Raw genomic sequence first — 21,758 nt, 5'->3', positions numbered from 1 at the left:
GTTCGTGCTTTTGCTGTTGACCTTGTCACCCATGATCTTGCGATTGTTGGTCATGATGAGAAGGAGGAGCAGGAGGGGAGGTGTGGAAAATCCTTGCACGATGCCCGACCAGACAAGGGCTTTCATCGAATTGAAGCCGAAGAAATTGAGACCCACCGCCACCAGCGTGATCACTGCGATCGCCATGTAGAATTTAGGAGCCTGCTGGGGCTTGGCATTCAAGCCATTCTTCCATCCCATCGCTTGAGCGAAATCGAAAGCAGCGCCGGCCGTCATGACCGGAACAGCCAGAAAACCGACGCCAATTACGCCTGCTGCAAAAAGAATGCCCGCCGCGTCGCCGGCAAGCGGCCGCAGCGCTTCGGCCGCCTGCGCCGCGGTCTCGATCTGCGTCTGGCCGGCCTTGTAGAGCGTCGAGCCTGTCGAAAGAATGATGAAATACATGATCAGATTGGAGAACGTCATGCCGATCACGATATCGCGGCGGGATCGGCGGAGTTCGCTCTCTGTGGCGCCCTTGCGCTCTTCAAGGGTCGTTCTGCCCTTGGCGATTTCCTCCTCCACCTCCTGGTTGGATTGCCAGGTGTAAAGATATGCGGAGAGCGTCGTTCCGACGATGGCGACGAGAATGGAGAGGTATTCGCGGCTGAACTCTATCCTTGGCAGCAGTGTGCCGCGCAGGACCGAGGCCGCATCCGGTTTGGCAAGCACGGCGGAGACCACATAGGCAAGCAGCGCCAGCGCCAGCCATCGGAACACATTGCGGATCAATGTGTAGGATCCGAACACCTGGAGCGCAAAAATGACGATCGCGACGACAATGACGAGCAAGGGAGCAGGCAGCGGAAAGAACAGCACAATGGCCGCAGACATGGCGCCAAGGTCGGCGGCTGCCTCGATCGTGTTGCCGATCAGTACGCCCACCAGCACAGACCATAGCAGCCAACGCGGGTAGAAGTCCGATATGACCTTGAAAAGCCCACGGCCCGAAACTTGACCAAGTTTGGATGAAAGATAGACGACGAGATACATCATCGGCAGAGTGACAGGTGCCGTCCATAGCAGGTCTGGCCCGAACCGGGCTCCGGCACTTGCATAGGTGCCAATGGCCGAACAGTCGTCGTCGGCCGCCCCGGTTATCAATCCAAGCCCGAGGGCCCGGACAACGCCGCCTTCTTTTCGCTCGCTTGCCCTTTGGCCCGCATCAGGTGGCCCGCTCATTGCAAGCGCGTCTTTACCAAGGGCATGCAAGACGTCATGACAAACATTCCAACCGGATTTCCATAAAGCGGGTTTGAAGCTGCGTTAAGACGAGGCTCGAACCCCTAGTCAGGCTTTTTGTTCCTGGAGAGCGCCGAGGTCGACGAAGGCGATTTCGTCCGATGCGGTTCTTTCGTTAGTGCCGAAAATCGCAGCAAACGCCCTGCTCGGCCCTGCAACGCAGGTGTCGATGCCGGCAGATCCAGAGGCGAACAAGCGGTTCGTTTCGTCAATGGGTCGTGCCACCACCGATCACCATCCGCACGCCGAGACCAATGATAAAACAGCCGGCGAGCCGCTGCTGCCAAAGCTTTTGGCGGGGGTGCCGGATGATCCATGCGCCGATAGCCCCCGACGCCAACGCATAAGTTCCCAGCACCAGCACCCCCGTTATCTTTTGTGTCGCACCGAGCAACACCAGTTGAAATGTGACAGAGCCCCGATTGGGTTCGACAAATTGCGGCAGGAACGCAACCATGAACATCAAAGGCCAGGGATTGCTCAGGTTGGCGATCATGCCTTCGCGGGCGGCAAACGGTCGAAGCACCTCGATGTTGTCGGCGGTAACTGTTGCCGAAGATGAAAGCAGCAGCCGGAGCCCGAGCCAAACAATGTAGGCCGCGCCAGCCCATCGAAGCAGGCTGAAAGCCAGAGGTGAGGCACGGACAAGCGAGGACGGGCCAAATGCAACCAGCGGAAGCTGCACCAGTCCGGCCCCAGCGTCATGCCGAGCACTGTGAACAGGGCCACGCCGCGCCCCTGCCCGATGCCGCGAGCCAACACGAGCATGCTGTCGGGGCCGGGCGGCGCCTGCATGAGAATGACGGTTCCGACGAAAGCTACCATAACGAGGGATCGATGGGGCATCTCCGTTCGCGCTGCCGATGACATCAAGCGGCCAACCGTCACCAGGTTCCGGTGGCGATCGAAAAATGTCCCCTCGCTAAGCATTTCGAGGCTTTGGCACCAACCGATGGATGGAACGCGGTGCCGGCCCTGGAAGTTGAAAGGGCCAGGGCCACGTCGGTTTTCAAGGCCCGATCCGGACATAAAGCGATGAACGCCTTTCCACTCCCGCTGGACACTTCTCCGATGGAGGCTAGGCTTGCCGACGCCATCCCCTGGGGTGAAGGCCGCTGGCAATACGAGCCCAAATGGGATGGATTCCGCTGCCTGGCTTTCAAGAGCGATGACGAGGTTGAGCTGCGCGCCAAATCCGGCAAACCGCTCGGCCGCTATTTCCCTGAAATCACCACGGCGTTGCGCGATCTCAAGCGCGTGCATTTCGTCATCGACGGCGAGATCGTCATCGAGATCGATGGCGAGCTTTCCTTCGAGGCGCTGCAGATGCGTCTTCACCCCGCACAAAGCAGAATCCGCAAACTGAGTTCGCAGACGCCTGCCGGTCTCATTCTCTTCGACATGCTAGCCAGGCCGGGCGGCGAGGTCGTCACTGACAAACCGTTTGTCGAAAGGCGGCGAGCGATCGAGGACTTCGTGACCTCCTCGAACAGTCCGGATCTTCGTCTGTCGAAGTGCACATCTGATGCCGCGACTGCGGCACGATGGCTGAACGGCGCCGGCCACGCATCGACCGACGGTGTCGTCGCCAAAATGCTCGACGGCCATTATCTGTGCGGCGAACGTGCGATGGTGAAGGTAAAGCCGCAACGCACCGCCGATTGTGTTGTCGGTGGATTCCGTTATCTCGCGGGCAGTCGTGAGGTCGGCTCACTGCTCCTCGGTCTCTACAACGACCAAGGCATGCTCGATCATGTCGGCTTCACGTCGACCATAGCCAGGAGCGACAGAGGAGCGCTCACGCGCCGGCTGGAAAGGCTGCGGTCCGAGCCGGGCTTCACCGGCAAGGCGCCCGGCGGCCCAAGCCGCTGGAGCACAGAACGCAGCGGACAATGGGAACCTCTGAAACCTGAACTGGTGGTGGAGGTTCGCTTCGACCATGTTACCGGCAACCGCTTCCGCCATGGCACCAAACTGCTGCGCTGGCGTCCCGACAAGGCTCCACGGCAATGCACCTTCGAGCAGATCGAATAGACCTCGCCTGGGAGATCGCCTTCCGGAAAGATGTCACGATTTCTTGTGACGAAGGAACCAAGTCGGGGTTCACCGGTTCGGATACCATCCACCGGAGCTATCCTGACATGCCAAACGCAGCAGAAATTCTCGTCGATACGCTTGTCGCCTGGAATGTGGAGGTTGTGTTCGGCTTGCCGGGAGACGGCATAAACGGCGTCATGGAGGCGCTGCGCACCCGGAGCGACAAAATAGCCTTCGTTCAGGTCCGGCACGAAGAATCAGCTGCCTTCATGGCATGCGCCTATGCCAAGTGGACAGGAAAGCTAGGCGTCTGCCTGGCGACGTCCGGTCCCGGCGGAACCCATCTTCTAACCGGCCTCTACGACGCCAAGCTAGATCAGGCTCCGGTGCTGGCGATCACGGGCATGCAGTTCCACGATCTGATCGAGACGTTCACGCAACAGGATGTCGATCTGACGCGCGTGTTCAACGATGTTTCCGTCTACAACGCTCATGTATCCGATGCCGCGCATATGGAAAACGTCGCCAGCCTCGCCTGCCGAACCGCGCTGGCGCGCAAGGGCGTCGCCCATCTGTCGATCGCCAGCGATGTCCAGGAGCAGGAGGGCGACGCGTCGAAGCGCTCCAAGCGCAATCGCCCGGCGCACACGCCGCAGGATATGTTTGCCGGACACAGCATGCCGTTGGACGTCGAACTGGACAAAGCCGCCGCCATCCTCAACGGCGCTTCGCGGGTGGCGATCCTGGCCGGACGCGGCGCCATCGGCGCGGCCGCCGAACTCGAAGATACGGCGCACCTGCTGCAGGCACCCGTCGCGAAAGCCTTGCTGGGCAAAGCGGTGCTGCCGGATGACCATCCCTACACGACCGGCGGGATCGGCATCCTGGGAACCCTGGCTTCGCAAGAGGCGATGGAGACCTGTGATGCGGTGCTGATTGTCGGTTCCACCTTTCCCTACATTGAATATTATCCCAAGCCCGGGCAGGCCCGTGGCGTCCAGATTGACTGCGATGCGCAGCGGATCGGGCTGCGCTTTCCGGTCGAGGCCGGCCTTGTCGGCGACGCGGCCGAGACGCTGCGCGCGCTGAACCAGCGCCTGACACAAAAACCCTCCGATGAATTCCTGCAACGCTCGCAGGCGACCATGAGACGATGGCGCGAGATGATGAGGCAGTCGGAAGACACGCGGGTGCAGCCGTTGAAGCCACAGACGGTTGCCCGTGCGTTCGGACAAAGACTGGCCGACGACACGGTGCTGGCCACCGATTCCGGTCAGAACACGGAGCTTGCCGCCCGCCATGTCGATCTACGCGACGGCCAGGCGTTTGGTGTCTCCGGATCACTTGCATCCATGGCTTGCGGCCTTGCCTATGCCATCGCTGCCGGCATAGCATTTCCCGGTCGGCCGGTCGCCGCTATCATCGGCGACGGCGGCTTTGCCATGCAGCTCGGCGAATTCTCGACGGCGGTGCGCTTCAAGACCCCGCTGAAGCTTCTGGTCATCAAGAACAACATGCTCAACCAGATCGCCTGGGAGCAGATGATGTTTCTGGGCAACCCGCAGTTCGGTTGCGAATTGCACCCGATCGACTTTGCCAAAGCGGCCGAAGCAATGGGCGCAAAGGGCTTTCGCATCGAGCGGGCCGATCATATCGAGACGGTTCTCGACGAGGCTTTCGCAGCCGAAGGTCCGGTCGTGATCGAAGCGCTGGTGGATGCTTATGAGCCGCTGATGCCGCCCAAAATGCCGCCCGATTACGCTAAGAATTTCCGCCAGGCCTTGCCACAGACGCCGGGACACGAACGCATCGAAGAAAATATCGCCCGGGAGCCGGCGAAGTCGATGATGGATGCGTAGAGCCGCGAAATCCATCCAGAAGACCTACGCGCCCGCAAGGGGCGGACCATGAGCTTCGACGCGCTCTTCTCGACCTCCATCTGCTATGGCAACGACGCTCGGCAAGCCGGTTGGACGCCGGCGCTTCCGATCACCTTGCCGCTCGCGGTACTCGTGTCGCTCTATATTGCAGGCGCCAGCCGGCTCTGGTGGCGGAGCGGACGCGGACGGCCTTTGCGATCGCGGCAGGCGTTGCTGTTTGTTGCCGGCTGGGCCGGCCTGATGGTCGCACTTGTAAGCCCGGTGCATGCGTTGGGCGAGCATGTATTTGCCGCTCATATGATCGAGCACGAATTGCTGATGGCTGTCGCGGCACCTCTGCTGGCGGCTTCCCGCCCGACGGCGGCGATAATGTGGGCGCTGCCGGCGCGGCTGCGCCAGACGTTCGGAGCGGTCGGGCATGCAACTGTGCTTCGGGCGGTCTGGGCGTTCATGAGCCGCCCTGTGGTCGCAACGGTCCTGCACGGAGCCGCGATATGGATATGGCATGTCCCGGTGTTGTTTGAGGCTGCTCTTCAGCAGGGTTTTCTGCACTATGCCCAGCACGCGAGCTTCCTCGGCACCGGGCTGTTGTTCTGGTGGGTGCTGCTGCCTCGCCCTGGCCGCGAACAAGACTGTGGCGGTGCGGTGATGCATCTTTTCTTCACCTCGTTGCACACCGGCTTGCTCGGCGCGTTGTTTGTTGTCTCCCCCAGGCTGTGGTACCCGGAAAATGCCGTCGGCTCGGGAATGTGGGGTCTCAGCCCGCTCGAGGATCAGCAGCTTGCGGGCCTGATGATGTGGATCCCCGCCGGCCTGATCTATGGCGGAGCCGCACTGCTCCTAGCCGCTTTCTGGATTAGAACAAGCGGGCGGCGACAGCCTTCGCACCTGCCCATCCTCTAGAATCGCGCTTGCGCCGATATACCGAAGGACGGTCGCACCCCGCCTGGGACCACATCTGTGTCCCTTACGTGGCAGCAGAGTTGCCAAGCATCCTTTTGCAACCAGCCGCGTTATGGCCTTGGCAACGATGGTGGAGCGCCTTCATGGCAAGGTGCATGAGTCTGTTGGCCCGCCTTCGCAAGCGGACACGACCGCTGATGTCGCCCGCCTTTGCATGTCCAACGCAAATCTCGTCCGGCAATCGCACAACTGGCAGGGTTCCAGGAAAGGCCGCGGATCCAACACAGTGGATCGGCACAGCGCCAATGCTGGTCTTGGCAGGGTGCAGCGACCGGCAATCCGCGCTCCATGCACATGGTGCGAATGCCCGAAGGATATTTGATCTGATCTGGTCCTTCGGCGCGGTTGCGGCGGCCACATGGCTGCTTGTCATGCTGCTCTTGGCGGCAGCGCTTTTGCGTCAATGCCCGGCCGATGCAACGCGCTCACCGCTTGAGACCGATCCCCATCAGGAACGCCGATTGGCCTGCGCTGTCACAAGCGCCGTCGCCTTGACCGTTCTGGTGCTCATCATGCTGACGACAGCGAGCTTTTTCGCCGGCAAATCCATTGCTTCGCTTAGCGGAACGGAAACGCTTACCGTCCGGATCACAGGGCATCAATGGTGGTGGGAGGTCCGTTACCCCAAAGACGAACCGTCGCAAGCGATCGTCACGGCAAACGAAATCCATGTCCCGGTTGGCGAACCGGTCAAGGTCGAGCTCGATTCGCCCGATGTCATCCATAGCTTCTGGGTGCCAAACCTTGCGGGCAAACGGGATCTCATTCCAGGCCGGCCAAGCGAGCTCACGCTCATAGCCGACAAACCCGGAATCTATCGTGGTCAGTGCGCCGAGTTCTGCGGCTACCAGCACGCCCACATGGCCATTACAGTCGTCGCGGAAAGCCGCGAAGCTTTCGATGCATGGCAATCCAGGCAAGACGCCGCCGCGCCGGCGCCCGACGGCGACGAAGGACGGCGCGGCCAGCAGGCCTTTCTTTCCACCGGCTGCGCGCTCTGCCACACGATAAGAGGCACGCATGCCAGCGGAACGATTGGACCTGATCTTACCCATCTCGCAAGCCGACGCGCACTGGCCGCGGATACGCTGGCCATGACCCCTGGCGCGCTTGCCGCCTGGATCGCCGATCCGCAGTCGATGAAGCCCGGCGCCAAGATGCCGCGCATTGCCCTTAGCGCCGACGATCTCAACGCGGTCGTCACCTACCTTGGAAGCCTTGAATGAGCGGCATCGCGGGAAAGTCGGCCGAGCCTCAACAGGAGGCCCTCAAGGGCGTACGCGACACCGGCCTCGAGGAGGCGAGACTGCGCGCCTTTCTGGCGCATACGTGGCGGACACCGAAAGGTCTTTACGGCTGGTTGGTCACGGTCGACCACAAGCTGATCGGCCGGCGCTATATCGTGACGGCTTTCCTGTTCCTCATCCTTGCAGGTCTTTCGGCTGTCGCCATGCGGTTCCAGCTTGCCCAGTCCGAGGCCGGCCACATCGGTCCCGATCTCTACAACCAGCTGTTCACCATGCATGGCACGACGATGATGTTTCTGTTCGCCGTGCCGGTGATGGAGGCATTCGCCATATACCTGGTGCCGCTGATGATCGGCACCCGCAATGTCGCCTTTCCGCGGCTCAATGCTTTCAGTTATTGGGTCTATCTATTTGGCGGGCTGATGATCTGGGTCGCCTTCGCCTTCGAAACCGGCGCGGATGCCGGCTGGTTTTCCTATGTGCCGCTCGCCGGACCTGAATATGGAATCGGAAAGCGCCCCGATTTCTGGGCACAGATGGTAACTTACACCGAAGTGTCCGCACTTGCGGTCGCCGTCGAGATCATCGCGACGGTGTTCAAACAACGCGCGCCGGGCATGTCGCTCGACCGTATCCCGCTCTATGTCTGGTCGGTCCTGGTCACGGCTTTCGTCATCCTGTTCGCCATGCCCGCGGTGATGGTGTCGAGCACGATGCTGATCCTGGACCGACTGGTCGGCACGAAGTTTTTCGATCCCACCGCAGGCGGCGATGCACTGCTGTGGCAGCATCTGTTCTGGTTCTTCGGCCATCCCGAGGTCTACATCATATTCATCCCGGCGACTGGCTTCGTCTCCGCGATCCTACCGACCTTCGTCCGGCGCCCGGTCTTCGGCTATCTCGGGATCGTGCTGTCGCTGGTCGCGATCGGCTTTCTTTCCTTCGGACTGTGGGTGCACCACATGTTCGCGACGGGCCTGCCGCAGCTCGGCGAGAGCTTCTTCACCGCTTCCTCGCTGATGATCGCCATTCCGAGCGGCATTCAGATCTTCTGCTGGATTGCGACGATCTGGGGTGGCCGGCCGATCTTCGCCACGCCCATGCTTTTCGTGCTCGGCTTCATCTTCACCTTCGTGATCGGCGGCCTGACGGGGGTCATGGTCGCCTCGGTGCCACTCGATCTGCAGGTGCACGACACTTATTTTGTGGTCGCCCATTTCCATTATGTGCTGGTCGGCGGCGCCGTCTTTCCCTTGCTCGGCGCCGTCTATTACTGGTTTCCCAAGATCAGCGGGCGCATGCTGTCCGAGAGACTCGGCCGCTGGAATTTCTGGCTGGTGTTCGTCGGGTTCAATCTCACCTTCTTCCCCATGCACATTCTCGGCCTGCAAGGCATGCCGCGCCGCGTCTATACCTACCCGCCGGCGAGCGGCTGGGGCGAGATGAACCTCTTCATCAGCCTCTCGTCGCTGGTGGTGGTCGCCGGCTTTGCGCTTTTCTTCCTGAACATCCTGCTCAGTCTTCGCAACGGCCGCATTGCCGGAGACAATCCCTGGAGGGCGAGCACGCTCGAATGGGCAACGACCTCGCCGCCCCCCTCCTACGATTTTTCGCGGCTGCCGGTGGTGACCCATCGCGAACCACTCTGGGCCGAACCCGACCTGCTCCCCGTGGTCGAGGGCCTGCGCGTCGATGCCCGCGAGGTGCTCGCCGGCACGGTCGCCGACGCGGTGCCGCAACTCAGAGTGCCATCGGCCGACAATTCGATCTGGCCGTTGCTGTCGGCCATCGCGGTTGGCGGTGCATTTCTCGGTTCGATATACACGCCCTGGGCAGTGGTTTGGGGCGCGATACCGGTTTCGATCGGATTTATCTGTTGGTTCTGGCCGAAAGGCGAACCGGAGGACGAGGAATGAGGCACCGCCCAGTCGCCGACGTCAGCCACCTGCCCACATATGACTTCGGAGCGGCGAGCCCGATGTGGTGGGGGACCCTCGCCTTCATCGCCCTTGAGGCGACCGGTTTCGCCTTGGCGATCGGCACTTATTTCTATCTGGCTGTGCTGGCCCGGCGGTGGCCGATCGGAGCGCCGGCGCCAGATCTGCTGCCGGGCACGGCAATACTAATCATTCTGGTTGCGAGCATCGTGCCCAACCATCTGGTCGAACTTTGGGCGCGGCGTCAGGACCTCGCGAAAGTTCGCCTTGGCATAGTCGTCATGTCGATCGTCGGAATCCTTCCGCTGATCGTTCGCATCTGGGAATTTCCGGCGCTGCGGATTTCCTGGGATCAGAACGCTTACGGGTCGATCGTCTGGTTCCTGCTCGGGCTGCATACGACGCATCTTCTTACCGATGTCGGCGACACGTTCGTCCTTGCAGTTCTCATGTTCACGCAACAAGGCAAGGCGGGCCGCCGCTTCAGCGACGTCTCGGACAATGCCTTCTACTGGGACTTCGTGGTCGTCTCATGGGTCGTGCTCTATCTCGTTATCTATTGGGCTCCGAGGATGTGAGATGCAGGCGATCCGCACCGGCGTTTCCTGGGCAGGCCTGGTCAGCGGACCAGCCGCGTGGGCAATAACGCTCCAGCTCGACTATTCCATCGCATTTTGGCAATGCCACGCCGGTTTTCGTGTCACCGCCTTGTTCTCATTGATAGGTGCCGCTGCCGCCACGGCAGGCGTGCTGCTGTCGTGGCGCGCCGTTCGTGACCGAAGACATGGTACAAGCCCGCCCTTGAAGGTGCGTGCGCGCGCGTTTCTGGCCAGGACTTCGGTGGGCATCGGAGCGCTGTTCACACTCATCATACTGGCGCAAATGGTGGCAGGGCTGATCTTCAGCGGGTGCGAACTGTGACCATGCCGAAGGGCCGGCGATCGGTCATCCGCGGTCGGCGGCGTCCGCTCTGGCTTGCCGCAAGCGTTCCAGACCCCTGCGCCATCTCTCAGGCGGTCGCGGTCGTCCTGGCATCGTTGGCGCTTTGCACGCCACTGCAAGCGAACGAAATCCAGAAAGGTGAATATCTCACCCGAGCCGCCGATTGCGTCGGCTGCCACACGTCCAACCCGAGCCGCCCGTTCGCCGGAGGCTATCGCGTACCGACACCATTTGGCGATGTCTATTCCACCAACATCACACCGGATCCCGACACGGGCATCGGACGCTATTCCGCGGACGAGTTCGTGGCAGCCGTCCAGAAAGGCGTCAGGCGCGATGGAGCCGATCTCTATCCCGCCATGCCCTATGACAGCTTCGCCGCGATGAGCCGCGAGGACGTGCTCGCGATCCGGGTCTATCTCTTGGCGCAGCCGACGATCTCCCAACCTCGGCCACAAAACATCCTGCCTTTCCCGTTCAACCAGCGCTGGATACTTGTGTTGTGGAAGTTCGCGAACTTGCACACCGGCAGTTTCACGCCGGATCTGAGCCGAACCGCCGAATGGAACCGAGGCGCCTATCTTATCGAGGTGCTCGGCCACTGCGGTGCCTGTCACACGCCGCGAAACACGACATTCGGCATGGATGAAAATCGCAAGTTTGCCGGCGGCACCGCCGGTATCTGGCAAGCCTTCAACATCACCGGTGACAAGATCGCAGGCGTGGGTGGCTGGAGCGATGAGGAGCTGTTTCGATTTCTCAAAACGGGTGCCGTGGCTGGAAAGGCTTATGCGGGCGGCCCGATGGCGGAAACGGTCATGAACAGTCTGCAACATCTTTCAGATGACGACATCCACGCCATGGTCGCCTATCTCAGGGATGTGCCCGCCCAAACGGGAGACGAGAGGCAGCCGCGTTTCTCATGGGGCAATGTGCCCGCGATCGCCGGCGATGCTGGAACCAAGACGCAGGGCAGCGGGAGCACGGACGGCGACAATCTCTATCGATCACTCTGTTCGGGGTGCCATGGGATGAATGGAGGCGGATCACCTGACGGGTCCTATCCGTCACTAATTCGCAACACCGCCCTCGGCGCAGCCACGCCTGAGAATGTCGTCATGACGATCCTTGAAGGCGTCAAGGCTGGTGATGTCGCGGGGCGCAAATCAATGGCGGCCTTCGGCGGCTGGTTGGACGATGGCCAAGTGGCGACACTTGCAAACTATGTGACCGCGCGGTTCGGAAATCCGGACGTGAGCACCACGGCGGCCGACGTGCGCCAGATGCGGGCAGGCTCGTCGACTGAGCAAACGGTCACGCTTCTGGCGGCCCAGGCACTGGCGGCGAGTGGCGCCGGATTGCTGCTCGCTCTGCTGCTTCTGCTGGCAAGACGCTTTCGCAGGGAAACGAGCTCAGCGCGTCTCATGTTCGTGCATAGAGATAGGCGGTGATATCGCGCGCTTCCTGGGGCGACAGATTTGTGTTGGGCATGGCCGTCTTGGGATCGACGTCCCGCGACCTGCTGATCCAACGCATCATCGCGTCTGGGGTGGCTCGCGACGCCCCGACATATCCCCTCTCGGCAATGCCTCGTAAGGAGGGACCGACAGTGCCATGGGCGCCAGGGACTCCAGGAATTTCGTGACATCCGCCACAGCCATTGCGGATCATTGCCGCGACGGCCCGTTCAGGGTCACCGCCGACCGCCTGCAGGATGGTGGTTTCTCGCAGATTGTTGCCGCGGACTGATCCGATGGCGCAGACAGCCAAAGCAATGACGACCGCCGCTGATGCGCCTGCCGCCCACAACAGTGGGGATGGCGTTTGCTCGACGGCCTGTCGGCTCATCTGCGCCTGCTGCTACTGCATCCGCAAAAACGCTGCCGGATCGTTGCCGACGCATGGAAAGGAACAACGTCCGGAAGCGCTATGATGCACCGGCTCATTTGTTGCAGTTCTGCATATTTGACGTCGTCGTGCCGGAGGCGGTGTTGTTGTCGATATCATTGCCCGCGGCATCCTTGCAGCGGTCAGTCATGCCGCCCGACTTCGTTGTCGAATTTGTTGTCGAATTTGTTGCGTTCGGGTCGACGGGCGTTGTCGATGCACCTGAGCCCGAGCCCGAGCCGGTGCCCGCGGTGCCATTCATGTTCCCAGTCGTCGAGCCCGAACCATTGTTTGAGCCGGAACCGCTCGACTGCGCCATGGCCAACGTGGCCAGAGCGACCGTAAGAACGGTGGCGGAGAGAAGTTTGGCAATCATGGTTGATCTCCTTGGTTGTGTGTACAGCCTCCACCAAACCGGTCGTCTCCTGATATGTTCCGAGTGAAATCGGTCTTTGGCGAAATTCTTGCAGGATCGGGTCTTTGGGCGATGTGATCGCGCGCTTGAGCGACATTAAGAAGCCAACCGCCGTGCTGCCCAGGAGCGTCGACTCGAAGTCCAGGCGCACGATGCGCTCGCCGAAAGGCGCTCTGGCGACGTACGCAAGGCGAGGACAGGCTTTGGCTGCCCATTCGAAAGACGCCAAATCGCCGACCGCCGCTGGCCAGAACGCTACGGCAGCGATGGCTGATGACAAGGACAAGCTCGATTACCAAGCCCGCACGCGTGTCAGCAGGAGACGAGGAACATGAAGTAGGCTACTTCGTCAGCAAATTTGGGTTACCATACCAGAATACTGGAGCTCGACGCCAACCAAGCAGCAATTCAGGGCAGGTTCCCTATCTTGCCATTCGGCGAAGCGGTCTGGAATGTCGAACTTGGCCGATACCGGTAGATCGGCATCGATTGAAGATCCACCGCGACATAGACGGCGCGGCGCATGAGCGAAGAGAAGCGCCAGGAGCCCCTCACTCCTTGCATCGCCCGCGACCGCGAGCCAACGGTCACGCTTGCCGACTTTCTGGGAGGAGACATCGCGGCCATGAACGTCAACACCACCGCTGAAATCAGACGCCTGGCCGGTAACGGTCGCCGACGCACTGAAATCGCCGCGCTGCTGCGCTGCCCCTATCACGTCGTCGACGAAGCGCTTTCCGGACCTGGCGCATTCGCGCCGACCCACGCTTGGTAAGGAGCCCTCCTTTGAAACCGCCAAGCCGAAACATGTCTCCGACATCGAAGTTGGGATGATGCTTGGCGAGGGTTCCACCAAGCAATCGGCAGGGGGCCCGTCACTGATCTCGACACCCGGAGACGGGCCTTCGCTATTGTACGCTTTTTTACCAACGCCTTGTCATATCTTCGGCCTAGCGTAGTTCATGGAATGCGGGTGCTGGCTTCCCCGCAAGGCCGACGCGGGGATTTGGTTGGGTTCCCAACCCGTGTCGGCCGTCCTCTTCTGAGAGATTAGGCCATCAGGCTTAATGGAGCCGTCGCTAATGTGCCGGTAGTTTGATCATCGCTGGATGTCCTGATCCGGTAGGCCGGCACGGCCTGTGTTCAACCCAACGCTTAGCACCGCGCCGGCCTATTCTTTGAAACGATCCCCAAGTTTAAGTGAAAGATCATGAAGCGAAGAGAAGCGCGCGGAATTGGGCTGTCGCCGGTGTGCCTCGCGAGCCAGCGGCTACGCTTGCTGACATCCTGGCAGAAGACATCGCCAACACGACGGCCCAAATCCAGCGCCTGACCGGTATGGGTCGCCAGCGCACCGAAATCGCGGCTCTGCTGCGCTGCCCTATCGCATGGTCGACGAAGCGCTGTCCTGACCTGCCTTCGCCGATGGTGCTTGGTAAGTCTGCGTTCCGCGAGGATTAGATTATCACAGTTAATTGCGCAGTCGCTAATGTGCGGCTAGCATATGTGCGAGCTGGCAGGTTCCCCACTCATGCCCAGCTCAAGGCCGGCACGGCCCCGTTTCACCCAAAACGCTTACCGCGCCGGCCACCTAGTGTCTGGTCAGCCGCTCGACACCTCAATGATGGCCCTTGGCACGCCGGCAGGACCAGCTCTCAGATGACCGAGTTTGAAATCGCAACAGCCACAACAGCTGACAGGCGCTCGCGCGCGCGGTCACGGTCCGGGATGGATTGCGCGCGCACTCCCCTGAAATCCTCACAGCGCCGTGAGAAGCAGAGAGCAATCGATCTCTTCGGTAAAAGGAGCCTGCAAATCAGCTTCCGCCAACAGAAACTGAGTACGAAGCGATTTCAATCTGGCCATCTTGGCGGCGCGCTCAGCCTCGGCGAACGCCATCCCGGACCGACCATTTTCGCCAAATCGCAGCCCACGCATCCATCCGCTCTCACGAAATATTCTTCAGGAGACACGGATAGTGCCAAAGGATCTCGGGCATTGTCGATTATTCAAAATTGGTATTGACGGACGGCAGTTCGACGGATGGCGACCAAGTTGCCTCTACGCGGCCGCGCGAAAGCGCCCCCCGCCCGCACGCGATCACTCCGGAACCTTGAGACGCGCTTATTCAGCGCGTTGCTTTAGAGCCGTTTTGCTGGACAGGGCTAAGTTCCGCATTAGGGGCACTTTTTTCAGGCAATCGGCCGACGCCGGAGCGTCGGCCGTTAGTTCGATGATCGCGTGCGCCACATAGAGGGCCGCGATCAACCAAACCCCGATCGCCAGCGCTTGCCACAACGCGCTATGGAAGGACGTCGGCCTGGGGATACTCATGGCTTGCCATGCCCCATGAGATAGGCCGCGACCTTAGCTGGCTGGTCGCGCCCTTGGTGCACTTAGGGCGCCTGTTCCTCAATGCGCAGCGTGCCAACAAAGGAATTCCCATTCGCATCGCGCTGGTTTTTTTAGTACGCTGTCGCGAGGTAAGGTTGAGGATCCGGCGTGACGGTGGTCGACGATCGTCTTCTCGAAAGCAAGATGACCAAGGTGGAGCAGGCGCGAGCCTGGAGCCCACGCGTCATCTCGAAATTCGAGACGCTGATCAGGAGTGCCGACGACCACGCACTCTATCGCGTCAATCCGCTGAGCTTTGCTCGCGACCGCGCAATCGCCGGGCCTGAAGCAATCGACCTCTTCCTTCATGCCGCCCGCTGTGGCTTGTTCGACATGAGCTGGGATGTGCTGTGTCCCCAGTCCGGGATGGTGCTCGATAGTTTCGGCGCCCTGCGCACGCTGAAGACCCACTATGTCTGTGGCCTGTGCGACGTATCGGGCGACACCGACCTCGACGACTTCATCGAGGTCACCTTCTCGGTATCGCCGAAGTTACGGCGCCTGCCATACCACGATCCCGAGACGCTTCCTGTCGAGGATTTTCACTGGAAGCTCCACTTTGGACATGACGGGCGGCTGCCGGGGCAAGACGTTCGCTTTCTTGACGTTCTGCACGGCTTCGTTCGGGGCATGACGTTTCTGCCGCCCGGCACCACCACAGTGCTCCGCGCCGACCTGGGACCGGGCGCCCTTTCGGGCGTCAACGTCCAGACGCAGGCCGCATTCGCCGTGCCAATATCGGGCGGTCCGGTGTCGGCGCCGACACTTCTGAAGATCGATTATGACGGCAAGCGCTTCTTGCCGGCGCTACCCGCTGTGCCACCAGGTCCGATCGTCATCGAGGTGGCGAATAGGGGGGCAGTGCGAGGTTCGTTGTTTATCATCAACTGGCCGCCTGAGCTTGTCGCTCTGACTACCAAGCCGGCGCTCGATTTCGACCCTTATGTTTCCGGTGGAGCGCTGCTTGCTCGGCAAACCTTCCGCCAACTCTTCCGGTCCGAACGTGTCGACGAGAAGGAGGGGCTCGGCATCCGGCAGATCACCTTCCTGTTCACGGACCTCAAGGGCTCGACCGCCATGTACGAGCGCCTGGGCGACCTCAACGCCTATGCTTTGGTCCGCGAGCATTTCGCGCTTCTCAATGCTGCGGTTCACCAGCATTCCGGCGCTGTCGTAAAGACGATCGGAGATGCGGTGATGGCAGTATTCTCGCGGCCACCGGATGCGATTTCGGCCGCCCTTCACATTTTTGAAGAAATCGATCGCTTCAATGGCGACAATGCCAGGCCGGGAATCATCCTAAAGATGGGTGCCCACTGCGGTCCATCGATTGCCGTCACACTCAATTTGCGTCTCCGAAGCGCTCTATTCCGCGCCAGGCGTGAGTGACCTGCTTGCCGGCCGTCGTGTCGTGGCTTTTGACGCGCCTCTTCGAGGTGTGGAGGGTGATGCAGCTGTCTATCGCATTATGCGGGGCTAAACATGATTGCGTGCCAGCTGCCTTTCGCCTAGAGCGGCAGCGTAACCGGAGCTGTACAGCAGCAAAGTCAAGACAAGCCCCTCGCCATCCGATCTCAAGCATCAGAGCGAAAGGGACCGTAAGCTGTGCTCAGCCAGTTGAAGCAGAGGTTCGGATTGTTGGGGCCCGTTGCTGCTCGGGGAACAGCAGTGCGAAACCGGTCTGATCAGCCGGCTGGGACCAGCCCGAATGATAATCGTAGTCGCTGGCGGCGCCCCCTTCGGCAGGTTTTCGGAAGATATGTTTTCGCCTTGAGGTTCCCAGGATTTGACCCGAAGTGTTCGCGCGGAGCGAGAGCGTCTGATGGGGCCTTTCCGGCAGTACCACTCTGATTTGCCCTATGCCTGGCCCAGCCGAGCGATGGTATCTGAGATCTTTCGCAATGGAACTCCTCGAAGTCACGCGGTGACTGAACGGCACTGGTCAACGCGCAAGGAGCGGCATTGTTGCTGCACTGCACAAAAAGTTATTTTGGCATAGAGGCCGCGCATTCACGTCATGGCATTGCAGCAGGCATAAAGACTTGCAATGGGCTTCCGCTTTTATCCAGGACCCGGGCCTCTGTGCGAGTCGCCAAGCCCGTCGCTGTGCCAAGCGTCGCCGAGACAATCCTTAGCGCCACGAACGTTGCCCCGTTCGGATCGGCCGTCTTACCGACGGCCGGGTCACCCAGCTCCGGTTGATCGGCACCGACCGGAATTCGCTGCTGCGCGAGGCGCGGCAACTGAGCCGGCAGAGTCTTCGCTAGGCAAGCATCAGGAACCCGCTCGGTCCTGCGGCAAGGGGCTTGCTGGAACCGTCTGGCGTTGGGGGAGTTATCGCTCGCAATCAACAAAGAAGGTCCTCGACATGGCAACGTCCAAGGCATCGAATAAAGGTCTCAATGACCTATTCCACGACACGCTCAAAGACATCTACTTCGCCGAGAAGAAAATACTCGCCACCCTGCCGAAAATGGCCAAGGCTGCACAGAGCCCGGACTTGAAGGCTGCCTTCGAAAAGCACCGTGAACAGACCAAGGAGCATGTGGTCCGCCTCGAACAGGTTTTCGAGGCGATCGGCAAGAAACCGGCGGGCAAGACGTGTGCGGCCATCATCGGCATCACCGAGGAAGGCGCCGAGATCATGAGCGAGTATAAGGGCGCGGCTGCCTTGGACGCCGGTCTGCTGGCCGCCGCTCAGGCGGTCGAGCACTATGAGATTTCCCGTTACGGCACCATGCGGACCTGGGCCTCTGAACTTGGCCTGACCGATGCGGTCAACCTGCTGGACCTCACGCTCGGCGAAGAGAAAGAGACCGACGCGTCCTTGACGGAACTCGCCGAGGCAGCTGTCAACATCGCCGCTGAAGCGGCTTAGGAAGGCCTTCCCGCCTGTCCGGCGCCCTGATGATCGTCAGGGTTCCCATGCAAGAGGGCTTCATGGAACGATCGTTCACCAGAATGGCCGGGGCCGTTGCCCGCGCCACCGGTCGACCTTGGGCTTTCGCCCTCTGCGTCGGCTCCGTTATCCTGTGGGCCGCCTTGGGGCCTATGTTTCAGTACTCCGAGACGTGGCAGCTCATCATCAACACCGGCACTACGATCATCACCTTCCTCATGGTGTTCCTGATTCAAAACACACAGAACCGGGATGGAGCGGCCATACAGGCCAAACTTGACGAACTGATCAGGGCGGGCCGCGGAAAGAATGATTTCATCGGAATCGAGCATCTCACCGAGGCCGAAGTCGAGGAAATGCGCGCCCTTTGTCTCCGCGCTGCCAAAAGGAACCAGAAAACAGAGACCCGAGCAAAAAGGTCGGCGGGCAACCGGAAGAAACGGACATCGCCACGCACCTCACGCCGGCCCCCCACCTAAGTCCGCAAGCGCCACACCAAAGGGTGCAGCTACCCGGTCAACCTTGGTTGCTGACCGGCGATCAGCTCTCTGAGGAGGCGGACAACTTCTTGCGGTTCGGCCGGCTTCATCACTGTCACACCAAGTGAGAATGCCTCGTCGCTATCCTCAACGCCCAGGCCGGAATACACGACGAACGGTACACCGCGGCCAGCCAGTGTTTTGGTCGCCTCCACGCTCTCGCCGTCCGACAACCTGACGTCCAGGACCGAAGCTGCGGGTGTGTGGTCCGCGAGAAAACGCGCCGCCTCGGAACATGACGAGGCCAATGCTACGGTGAAGCCTGCCCCGGAAAGAGCAGCCTCCATCTCAAAGGCAATCAAAGCTTCGTCGTCGACGACAAGGACCAGAGGTTTGTCCATGTGAGGCACGATTGCACGTTCTTAGATGAAACACGAGTCGAGGTTGTTTCCGTCCGGCTCCACGTTTGTATGTCGCGAAAGGCTGAATCAACAGGAGCATCGTGCCCAGGCCGCGAGGGGCGAGCTGTTGGAACGAATTGCCCACGGCCCGCGTTGAAGGCGGTTAAGCAGAGAGGGGTTTGGGATGAATGAAGTGCCGCAGGCGAATGTTGTCGCCTTCAACAACCCCGAAACGTCCGGTGGGGATAACCGGAACTTCGACTACCAGGATTTCTTTGAGAACGGTGCCGTTGCTCTCCACTTGGTGAGTGCGGACGGTGCCATTCTGCATGCCAACAAGGCCGAGCTCGACCTACTCGGTTATTCGGCGCAGGAATATATCGGTCGCCATATTGCAGAGTTCTATCCCGACCGGGATGTGATCGACGACATTTTATGCCGCCTCTCCCGTGGCGAGAAGATCACGAGATATCCGGCGCGATTGAGGGCTCGCAATGGCTCAATCAAGCATGTCGAAATCACCGCGAGCGGACATTTCCGCGATGGCAAGTTGATCAACACACGCTGTTTCACTGTCGATGTAACTGACCTGGAACGCACCCGCACGGAGCTGAAGCGGCAGGACAGCACCTATCACCAGATCCTCGATGGTCTGCCGGTTGCTATCTACACGACTGATCAGGATGGGACGATCACCTACTACAACCGCGCCGCCGCCGACCTTGCCGGCCGCGAGCCCGAGATCGGCAAAGAAAAATGGTGCGTGACATTCAAGCTGTTCACGCCTGACGGCAAGGAACTGCCGCATGACGAGTGCCCGATGGCGATCGCGCTCAAGGAAAACCGGCCTGTGCGCGACCAGCAAGCCATAGCGCAACGTCCAGATGGGACCTTCTTTCCATTCCAGCCCTATCCGACACCGATCCGCGATGAGACGGGCAACCTGATTGGTGCCGTCAACATGCTGTTTGACCTCACCGACCGCCAGCGTGCCCAGGAGGCCAGGCACCATCTGTCGGCCATCGTGGAGTCCTCGTTCGACGCTATCGTCAGCAAGGATCTGAACGCCGTCATCAAAAGCTGGAACCGCGGCGCCGAACGGCTGTTCGGGTATACCGCCGAGGAAGCGATTGGCCGCTCGGTGACCATGCTGATCCCGGATGACCACCAGGACGAGGAACCTCGCATCCTTGAACGCATTCGCCGTGGCGAAGCGGTCGACACATACGAAACGATCCGTCAGCGCAAGGACGGCAGCCTGGTTCCGGTCTCGCTGACGATATCGCCTGTGCGCAGCGCAACCGGGCAGATCATCGGCGCATCGAAGATTGCGCGGGACATTACATCGAGGAAAGAGAACGAGCATCGCATCTGCATGCTGATGCGCGAGGTCAACCATCGGGTCAAGAACCAGTATTCTGTTATCCTTTCAATGATCAGGGAGACCAACAAGCGAGCCGACAACCCGGTGGTGTTCGAACGGCAGGTGCGGGAGCGAATCATGGCCCTGTCACGTTCGCATGATCTGCTTGTTGCTGGCGAATGGAGGGGCGTCACCCTCTTCGAACTGCTGCTGTCGCAAACCAAGCCCTTCGGCAGTGAGGGGCGGATTTCCATGTCGGGACCATCCATCGTCCTTAGCCCCAACGCCGTCCAGTATTTCGGCATAGCCTTCCACGAACTCGCGACAAACTCAGCCAAATACGGCGTGCTTTCAGGAGACAAGGGCACGATTTCAGTCCGATGGAACGCGACCGGTTCCGGTGCCTCGAAGCTCTTCCAGCTCACTTGGGCGGAAATAGATGGGCCGAAGGTCGAGAAAATCGGCCAGGGCGGCTTTGGGACCGTGGTGTTGAAGCGCGTTGCGCCGGAGGCGGTCGGCGGGAAGGCTAGTCTTGAGTACGGCACAGATGGGATCGTCTGGACGCTGGAAGCGCCGGTGGCTGCGGTCGAAGCGTCTGTTGCGAACGAGGCTTAGACGGGCTGGTATCAGTGCTATCGCTCTTTTTTGATCTCTGGGACCAGCTGTCATCATTGCGCTGGCCGTCACTCAAAGCTCTCGCCCGCCTTGGCGCAGCTCACCTTCGCGCTCCGCCTTTCTAGCGAACGGCTTGGCTGGGGCCTGGAACCACGCCCCCTGACCTCTGGACTTCGTTATCAATTTGATTTGGAACTGCAATCACAAAATCTTAGATTGACGCTCCGTCAAGTATGGATCTTGAAGAAAGACATCGGGGCGATGCGCGACAGGACCGTCACGCCATCGCTGATCCTTAAAAAGCTCTCCGCATACCGGCAACAGAATAGCCTTGCCGCCGCACTGCGCGAGGTTGGTCGTATCGAACGCACGCTATTTACATTGAGATGGTTCCAGGACCCTGCGCTGCGCCAGCTCGTCACCGGCGAACTCAACAAAGGAGAAGCCCGCAACAGCCTGGCGCGCGCGGTTGCTTTCCACCGGCTGGGACGCTTCCGGGATCGTGGCCTCGAAAATCAGCAGATGCGGGCGGCGGCCCTCAATCTCGTTACCGCCGCGATCATCCTGTTCAATTGCCGCTATCTCGACCGCGCAGTGGGCGAATTTCGAAAACGCGGAATGACGCTCGATCCCGAGCTGCTTTCGCGGCTTTCTCCTTTGGGTTGGGACCGGATCAACCTCACTGGAGATTATGTTTTGTCAGACAGCATTGAACTCGACGCTGATGGCCTCATGCCGCTCCAATTGACCGCTTGCCCGTGATCGTTACGCCGCTATGGTGAATCCGTGTCCGAATAATGCAATGGGGGCCTTCACGGTGCGGACCGTCAAAACCGGACATTCAGTTGGACGTGGGCATCGTCGTTATCTGACCCCGATGAGGACATAGGGCTTGGCCGTATCACGGGCACTCTCGCGGACAGCTGTCGCTCGTCATCGATCAACATGACAATTGCTCAAGTCTCAAGCATTCCTGCTCAGCCTACAATTTCATCGCGGCCTGGAGACCCTCAAAGGC

20 protein-coding genes and 1 pseudogene are annotated in these 21,758 nt (G+C 60.4%); 16 read left to right on the top strand and 5 right to left on the bottom strand.

Features of this window, described 5'->3' with window-relative positions; all coding sequences use genetic code 11:
• Both JT360_RS25245 and JT360_RS25240 read right to left on the bottom strand, forming a co-directional pair.
• Positions 1–1,221, bottom strand: a 1,221-nt coding sequence (locus JT360_RS25245; RefSeq protein ID WP_214474979.1) for an Nramp family divalent metal transporter, incomplete at its 3' end; no start/stop codon positions are given.
• Positions 1,222–1,489: 268 nt separating this feature from the next.
• A complete protein-coding gene (locus JT360_RS25240) occupies positions 1,490–1,966 on the bottom strand; it encodes a LysE family translocator (RefSeq protein ID WP_352128342.1) in 477 nt (158 codons plus the stop codon).
• Positions 1,967–2,316: 350 nt separating this feature from the next.
• Between JT360_RS25240 and JT360_RS25235 the strand changes: the two genes are divergently transcribed.
• From JT360_RS25235 to JT360_RS34125, 8 genes are all read left to right on the top strand, one after another.
• Entirely contained in the window at positions 2,317–3,315 is a 999-nt protein-coding gene (locus tag JT360_RS25235; RefSeq protein ID WP_214474978.1) for an ATP-dependent DNA ligase, read from the top strand.
• A 107-nt stretch (positions 3,316–3,422) separates the two neighbouring features.
• Positions 3,423–5,177: a thiamine pyrophosphate-dependent enzyme gene (locus JT360_RS25230; RefSeq protein WP_214474976.1), complete on the top strand. Its 1,755-nt coding sequence runs from the start codon at positions 3,423–3,425 to the stop codon at positions 5,175–5,177.
• A gap of 48 nt (positions 5,178–5,225) precedes the next feature.
• Positions 5,226–6,101, top strand: a complete 876-nt coding sequence (locus JT360_RS25225) for a cytochrome c oxidase assembly protein (protein ID WP_214474974.1) — start codon at positions 5,226–5,228, stop codon at positions 6,099–6,101.
• Between the two features lie 143 nt (positions 6,102–6,244).
• Positions 6,245–7,387: a cytochrome c oxidase subunit II gene (gene coxB, locus JT360_RS25220; RefSeq protein WP_352128339.1), complete on the top strand. Its 1,143-nt coding sequence runs from the start codon at positions 6,245–6,247 to the stop codon at positions 7,385–7,387.
• Positions 7,384–9,324, top strand: coding sequence for a cytochrome c oxidase subunit I (gene ctaD / locus JT360_RS25215; protein WP_214474971.1), 1,941 nt, complete (start codon positions 7,384–7,386; stop codon positions 9,322–9,324). The genes coxB and ctaD overlap by 4 nt, the downstream gene beginning before the upstream one ends.
• Entirely contained in the window at positions 9,321–9,923 is a 603-nt protein-coding gene (locus JT360_RS25210) for a cytochrome c oxidase subunit 3 (protein ID WP_214474970.1), read from the top strand. The genes ctaD and JT360_RS25210 overlap by 4 nt, the downstream gene beginning before the upstream one ends.
• A 1-nt stretch (position 9,924) precedes the next feature.
• Positions 9,925–10,266, top strand: coding sequence for a hypothetical protein (locus JT360_RS25205; RefSeq protein WP_214474968.1), 342 nt, complete (start codon positions 9,925–9,927; stop codon positions 10,264–10,266).
• Between the two features lie 326 nt (positions 10,267–10,592).
• On the top strand, positions 10,593–11,738 hold the full coding sequence (locus tag JT360_RS34125; RefSeq protein WP_214474966.1) for a c-type cytochrome: 1,146 nt from the start codon (positions 10,593–10,595) through the stop codon (positions 11,736–11,738).
• On the opposite strand, the gene JT360_RS25195 is transcribed toward JT360_RS34125, so the two are convergent.
• Together JT360_RS25195 and JT360_RS25190 are read right to left on the bottom strand one after the other, a co-directional pair.
• The gene (locus tag JT360_RS25195; RefSeq protein ID WP_214474964.1) at positions 11,710–12,135 is read right to left on the bottom strand and encodes a c-type cytochrome; all 426 of its coding nucleotides are present in this window, start codon (positions 12,133–12,135) and stop codon (positions 11,710–11,712) included. The two genes, JT360_RS34125 and JT360_RS25195, sit on opposite strands and share 29 nt — an antisense overlap.
• Positions 12,136–12,229: 94 nt before the next feature.
• The gene (locus JT360_RS25190) at positions 12,230–12,550 is read right to left on the bottom strand and encodes a hypothetical protein (protein ID WP_214474962.1); all 321 of its coding nucleotides are present in this window, start codon (positions 12,548–12,550) and stop codon (positions 12,230–12,232) included.
• A gap of 104 nt (positions 12,551–12,654) precedes the next feature.
• Here JT360_RS25190 and JT360_RS25185 point away from each other — a divergent pair, with 104 nt between their 5' ends.
• The 6 genes and pseudogenes from JT360_RS25185 (at position 12,655) to JT360_RS25160 (ending at position 18,361) form a co-directional block, all read left to right on the top strand.
• Entirely contained in the window at positions 12,655–12,924 is a 270-nt protein-coding gene (locus JT360_RS25185; protein ID WP_214474960.1) for a hypothetical protein, read from the top strand.
• Positions 12,925–13,112: 188 nt separating this feature from the next.
• Positions 13,113–13,364, top strand: a complete 252-nt coding sequence (locus JT360_RS25180; RefSeq protein ID WP_214474959.1) for a hypothetical protein — start codon at positions 13,113–13,115, stop codon at positions 13,362–13,364.
• An 884-nt stretch (positions 13,365–14,248) separates the two neighbouring features.
• Positions 14,249–14,614: a hypothetical protein gene (locus tag JT360_RS25175; RefSeq protein ID WP_214474958.1), complete on the top strand. Its 366-nt coding sequence runs from the start codon at positions 14,249–14,251 to the stop codon at positions 14,612–14,614.
• Between the two features lie 477 nt (positions 14,615–15,091).
• Positions 15,092–16,463 (top strand): annotated as a pseudogene (locus JT360_RS25170) (adenylate/guanylate cyclase domain-containing protein).
• 888 nt (positions 16,464–17,351) lie between these two features.
• Positions 17,352–17,861, top strand: a complete 510-nt coding sequence (locus JT360_RS25165; protein WP_214474956.1) for a YciE/YciF ferroxidase family protein — start codon at positions 17,352–17,354, stop codon at positions 17,859–17,861.
• 62 nt (positions 17,862–17,923) lie between these two features.
• The gene (locus JT360_RS25160; RefSeq protein ID WP_214474954.1) at positions 17,924–18,361 is read left to right on the top strand and encodes a low affinity iron permease family protein; all 438 of its coding nucleotides are present in this window, start codon (positions 17,924–17,926) and stop codon (positions 18,359–18,361) included.
• Between the two features lie 29 nt (positions 18,362–18,390).
• On the opposite strand, the gene JT360_RS25155 is transcribed toward JT360_RS25160, so the two are convergent.
• Positions 18,391–18,762 (bottom strand): response regulator, encoded by a 372-nt coding sequence (locus tag JT360_RS25155; protein WP_214474952.1) that lies wholly within the window; start codon positions 18,760–18,762, stop codon positions 18,391–18,393.
• 184 nt (positions 18,763–18,946) lie between these two features.
• Between JT360_RS25155 and JT360_RS25150 the strand changes: the two genes are divergently transcribed.
• Together JT360_RS25150 and JT360_RS25145 are read left to right on the top strand one after the other, a co-directional pair.
• A complete protein-coding gene (locus tag JT360_RS25150) occupies positions 18,947–20,740 on the top strand; it encodes a PAS domain S-box protein (protein WP_214474950.1) in 1,794 nt (597 codons plus the stop codon).
• Positions 20,741–20,830: 90 nt separating this feature from the next.
• Entirely contained in the window at positions 20,831–21,502 is a 672-nt protein-coding gene (locus JT360_RS25145; protein ID WP_502845488.1) for a Tn3 family transposase, read from the top strand.
• Positions 21,503–21,758 lie beyond the last annotated feature (256 nt).

The organism is Mesorhizobium sp. dw_380 (assembly GCF_018588885.1).
In the GTDB taxonomy this organism is placed as follows: domain Bacteria; phylum Pseudomonadota; class Alphaproteobacteria; order Rhizobiales; family Rhizobiaceae; genus Mesorhizobium.
Note: the sequence above shows the minus strand (reverse complement) of the source record. Positions and strands in the feature narration are given on the sequence as shown.